Annotated in this window: 2 tRNA genes and 2 rRNA genes; all 4 read left to right on the top strand. The window is 51.1% G+C overall.

The window, feature by feature from the left end:
- Positions 1-302 precede the first annotated feature (302 nt).
- A 16S ribosomal RNA gene (locus LXM55_RS32240) occupies positions 303-1,841 on the top strand.
- A gap of 123 nt (positions 1,842-1,964) precedes the next feature.
- Positions 1,965-2,041, top strand: a tRNA-Ile gene (locus LXM55_RS32235).
- A gap of 10 nt (positions 2,042-2,051) precedes the next feature.
- A tRNA-Ala gene (locus LXM55_RS32230) sits at positions 2,052-2,127 on the top strand.
- Positions 2,128-2,360: 233 nt separating this feature from the next.
- Positions 2,361-5,252: ribosomal RNA gene (locus LXM55_RS32225) — 23S ribosomal RNA — on the top strand.
- Together the 16S and 23S rRNA genes with 2 tRNA genes alongside form the textbook arrangement of a ribosomal RNA operon.
- Positions 5,253-5,394 lie beyond the last annotated feature (142 nt).

The raw sequence follows: 5,394 nt of genomic DNA, 5'->3' as shown, positions 1-5,394 counted from the left end.
TCCCGCTAACGAGAGATCGGAAGCGCAAGTGGTTGAAGTTGTTGAAGAAATCTTCGAAAGCTTCTGAAAATAATCACTTGACAGCAAATGAGGCTGCTGTAGAATGCGCGCCTCGGTTGAGACGAAAGCTCTTAACCAACCGCTCTTTAACAACTGAATCAAGCAATTCGTGTGGGTGCTTGTGGAGTCAGACTGATAGTCAAAAAGATTATCAGCATCACAAGTTGCTCCGCGAGAAATCAAAGATGTAACCAACGATTGCTGAGCCAAGTTTAGGGTTTTCTCAAAACCCAAAGATGTTTGAACTGAAGAGTTTGATCATGGCTCAGATTGAACGCTGGCGGCAGGCCTAACACATGCAAGTCGAGCGGCAGCACGGGTACTTGTACCTGGTGGCGAGCGGCGGACGGGTGAGTAATGCCTAGGAATCTGCCTAGTAGTGGGGGATAACGTCCGGAAACGGGCGCTAATACCGCATACGTCCTACGGGAGAAAGTGGGGGATCTTCGGACCTCACGCTATTAGATGAGCCTAGGTCGGATTAGCTAGTTGGTGAGGTAATGGCTCACCAAGGCGACGATCCGTAACTGGTCTGAGAGGATGATCAGTCACACTGGAACTGAGACACGGTCCAGACTCCTACGGGAGGCAGCAGTGGGGAATATTGGACAATGGGCGAAAGCCTGATCCAGCCATGCCGCGTGTGTGAAGAAGGTCTTCGGATTGTAAAGCACTTTAAGTTGGGAGGAAGGGCAGTTACCTAATACGTGATTGTTTTGACGTTACCGACAGAATAAGCACCGGCTAACTCTGTGCCAGCAGCCGCGGTAATACAGAGGGTGCAAGCGTTAATCGGAATTACTGGGCGTAAAGCGCGCGTAGGTGGTTTGTTAAGTTGGATGTGAAAGCCCCGGGCTCAACCTGGGAACTGCATCCAAAACTGGCAAGCTAGAGTATGGTAGAGGGTGGTGGAATTTCCTGTGTAGCGGTGAAATGCGTAGATATAGGAAGGAACACCAGTGGCGAAGGCGACCACCTGGACTGATACTGACACTGAGGTGCGAAAGCGTGGGGAGCAAACAGGATTAGATACCCTGGTAGTCCACGCCGTAAACGATGTCAACTAGCCGTTGGGAGCCTTGAGCTCTTAGTGGCGCAGCTAACGCATTAAGTTGACCGCCTGGGGAGTACGGCCGCAAGGTTAAAACTCAAATGAATTGACGGGGGCCCGCACAAGCGGTGGAGCATGTGGTTTAATTCGAAGCAACGCGAAGAACCTTACCAGGCCTTGACATCCAATGAACTTTCCAGAGATGGATTGGTGCCTTCGGGAACATTGAGACAGGTGCTGCATGGCTGTCGTCAGCTCGTGTCGTGAGATGTTGGGTTAAGTCCCGTAACGAGCGCAACCCTTGTCCTTAGTTACCAGCACGTTATGGTGGGCACTCTAAGGAGACTGCCGGTGACAAACCGGAGGAAGGTGGGGATGACGTCAAGTCATCATGGCCCTTACGGCCTGGGCTACACACGTGCTACAATGGTCGGTACAAAGGGTTGCCAAGCCGCGAGGTGGAGCTAATCCCATAAAACCGATCGTAGTCCGGATCGCAGTCTGCAACTCGACTGCGTGAAGTCGGAATCGCTAGTAATCGCGAATCAGAATGTCGCGGTGAATACGTTCCCGGGCCTTGTACACACCGCCCGTCACACCATGGGAGTGGGTTGCACCAGAAGTAGCTAGTCTAACCTTCGGGAGGACGGTTACCACGGTGTGATTCATGACTGGGGTGAAGTCGTAACAAGGTAGCCGTAGGGGAACCTGCGGCTGGATCACCTCCTTAATCGACGACATCAGCTGCTTCATAAGCTCCCACACGAATTGCTTGATTCATTGAAGAAGACGATAGAAGCAGCTTTAAGCTCCAAGCTGATAGCTCCAAGCTAACAGTTACAAGCTCGAAATTGGGTCTGTAGCTCAGTTGGTTAGAGCGCACCCCTGATAAGGGTGAGGTCGGCAGTTCGAATCTGCCCAGACCCACCAATTTTGTTATGGGGCCATAGCTCAGCTGGGAGAGCGCCTGCCTTGCACGCAGGAGGTCAGCGGTTCGATCCCGCTTGGCTCCACCATAAACTGCTTCTGAAAGCTTAGAAATGAGCATTCACTTTGAATGTTGATTTCTAGTCTTTTGATTAGATCGTTCTTTAAAAATTTGGGTATGTGATAGAAAGATAGACTGAACGTTACTTTCACTGGTAACGGATCAGGCTAAGGTAAAATTTGTGAGTTCTCTTTTAATTAAGAATGCAAATTTTCGGCGAATGTCGTCTTCATAGTATAACCAGATTGCTTGGGGTTATATGGTCAAGTGAAGAAGCGCATACGGTGGATGCCTTGGCAGTCAGAGGCGATGAAAGACGTGGTAGCCTGCGAAAAGCTTCGGGGAGTCGGCAAACAGACTTTGATCCGGAGATCTCTGAATGGGGGAACCCAGCCATCATAAGATGGTTATCTTGTACTGAATACATAGGTGCAAGAGGCGAACCAGGGGAACTGAAACATCTAAGTACCCTGAGGAAAAGAAATCAACCGAGATTCCCTTAGTAGTGGCGAGCGAACGGGGACTAGCCCTTAAGTGGCTTTGAGATTAGCGGAACGCTCTGGAAAGTGCGGCCATAGTGGGTGATAGCCCTGTACGCGAAAATCTCTTAGTCATGAAATCGAGTAGGACGGGGCACGAGAAACCTTGTCTGAATATGGGGGGACCATCCTCCAAGGCTAAATACTACTGACTGACCGATAGTGAACTAGTACCGTGAGGGAAAGGCGAAAAGAACCCCGGAGAGGGGAGTGAAATAGATCCTGAAACCGTATGCGTACAAGCAGTGGGAGCAGACTTTGTTCTGTGACTGCGTACCTTTTGTATAATGGGTCAGCGACTTATTTTCAGTGGCGAGCTTAACCGAATAGGGGAGGCGTAGCGAAAGCGAGTCTTAATAGGGCGTCTAGTCGCTGGGAATAGACCCGAAACCGGGCGATCTATCCATGGGCAGGTTGAAGGTTAGGTAACACTGACTGGAGGACCGAACCGACTACCGTTGAAAAGTTAGCGGATGACCTGTGGATCGGAGTGAAAGGCTAATCAAGCTCGGAGATAGCTGGTTCTCCTCGAAAGCTATTTAGGTAGCGCCTCATGTATCACTGTAGGGGGTAGAGCACTGTTTCGGCTAGGGGGTCATCCCGACTTACCAAACCGATGCAAACTCCGAATACCTACAAGTGCCGAGCATGGGAGACACACGGCGGGTGCTAACGTCCGTCGTGAAAAGGGAAACAACCCAGACCGTCAGCTAAGGTCCCAAAGTTATGGTTAAGTGGGAAACGATGTGGGAAGGCTTAGACAGCTAGGAGGTTGGCTTAGAAGCAGCCACCCTTTAAAGAAAGCGTAATAGCTCACTAGTCGAGTCGGCCTGCGCGGAAGATGTAACGGGGCTCAAACCATACACCGAAGCTACGGGTATCACGTAAGTGATGCGGTAGAGGAGCGTTCTGTAAGCCTGTGAAGGTGAGTTGAGAAGCTTGCTGGAGGTATCAGAAGTGCGAATGCTGACATGAGTAACGACAATGGGTGTGAAAAACACCCACGCCGAAAGACCAAGGTTTCCTGCGCAACGTTAATCGACGCAGGGTTAGTCGGTCCCTAAGGCGAGGCTGAAAAGCGTAGTCGATGGAAAACAGGTTAATATTCCTGTACTTCTAGTTATTGCGATGGAGGGACGGAGAAGGCTAGGCCAGCTTGGCGTTGGTTGTCCAAGTTTAAGGTGGTAGGCTGGAATCTTAGGTAAATCCGGGGTTCTAAGGCCGAGAGCTGATGACGAGTTACCTTTTAGGTGACGAAGTGGTTGATGCCATGCTTCCAAGAAAAGCTTCTAAGCTTCAGATAACTAGGAACCGTACCCCAAACCGACACAGGTGGTTGGGTAGAGAATACCAAGGCGCTTGAGAGAACTCGGGTGAAGGAACTAGGCAAAATGGCACCGTAACTTCGGGAGAAGGTGCGCCGGTGAGGGTGAAGGACTTGCTCCGTAAGCTCATGCCGGTCGAAGATACCAGGCCGCTGCGACTGTTTATTAAAAACACAGCACTCTGCAAACACGAAAGTGGACGTATAGGGTGTGACGCCTGCCCGGTGCCGGAAGGTTAATTGATGGGGTTAGCTAACGCGAAGCTCTTGATCGAAGCCCCGGTAAACGGCGGCCGTAACTATAACGGTCCTAAGGTAGCGAAATTCCTTGTCGGGTAAGTTCCGACCTGCACGAATGGCGTAACGATGGCGGCGCTGTCTCCACCCGAGACTCAGTGAAATTGAAATCGCTGTGAAGATGCAGTGTATCCGCGGCTAGACGGAAAGACCCCGTGAACCTTTACTATAGCTTTGCACTGGACTTTGAATTTGCTTGTGTAGGATAGGTGGGAGGCTTTGAAGCGTGAACGCCAGTTTGCGTGGAGCCATCCTTGAAATACCACCCTGGCAACTTTGAGGTTCTAACTCAGGTCCGTTATCCGGATCGAGGACAGTGTATGGTGGGTAGTTTGACTGGGGCGGTCTCCTCCTAAAGAGTAACGGAGGAGTACGAAGGTGCGCTCAGACCGGTCGGAAATCGGTCGTAGAGTATAAAGGCAAAAGCGCGCTTGACTGCGAGACAGACACGTCGAGCAGGTACGAAAGTAGGTCTTAGTGATCCGGTGGTTCTGTATGGAAGGGCCATCGCTCAACGGATAAAAGGTACTCCGGGGATAACAGGCTGATACCGCCCAAGAGTTCATATCGACGGCGGTGTTTGGCACCTCGATGTCGGCTCATCACATCCTGGGGCTGAAGCCGGTCCCAAGGGTATGGCTGTTCGCCATTTAAAGTGGTACGCGAGCTGGGTTTAGAACGTCGTGAGACAGTTCGGTCCCTATCTGCCGTGGACGTTTGAGATTTGAGAGGGGCTGCTCCTAGTACGAGAGGACCGGAGTGGACGAACCTCTGGTGTTCCGGTTGTCACGCCAGTGGCATTGCCGGGTAGCTATGTTCGGAAAAGATAACCGCTGAAAGCATCTAAGCGGGAAACTTGCCTCAAGATGAGATCTCACTGGGATCTTGAATCCCCTAAAGGGCCGTCGAAGACTACGACGTTGATAGGTTGGGTGTGTAAGCGCTGTGAGGCGTTGAGCTAACCAATACTAATTGCCCGTGAGGCTTGACCATATAACACCCAAGCAATTTGCTTAAGAAGCGAGTTGCGGTGTGTGAAGACGAAACGAACCGAAAGTTTGCAGCGCTCACAAAGCACACAAATCTATTACATACCCATTCGCTGGCACGTTGCATAGGCAACGGACTGGCTACC

The sequence above is a fragment of the Pseudomonas sp. Au-Pse12 genome (assembly GCF_021341665.1).
Lineage (GTDB): Bacteria > Pseudomonadota > Gammaproteobacteria > Pseudomonadales > Pseudomonadaceae > Aquipseudomonas.
The sequence above is the reverse complement of the archived record's forward strand: the minus strand, read 5'-3'. Positions and strand labels throughout refer to the sequence as shown.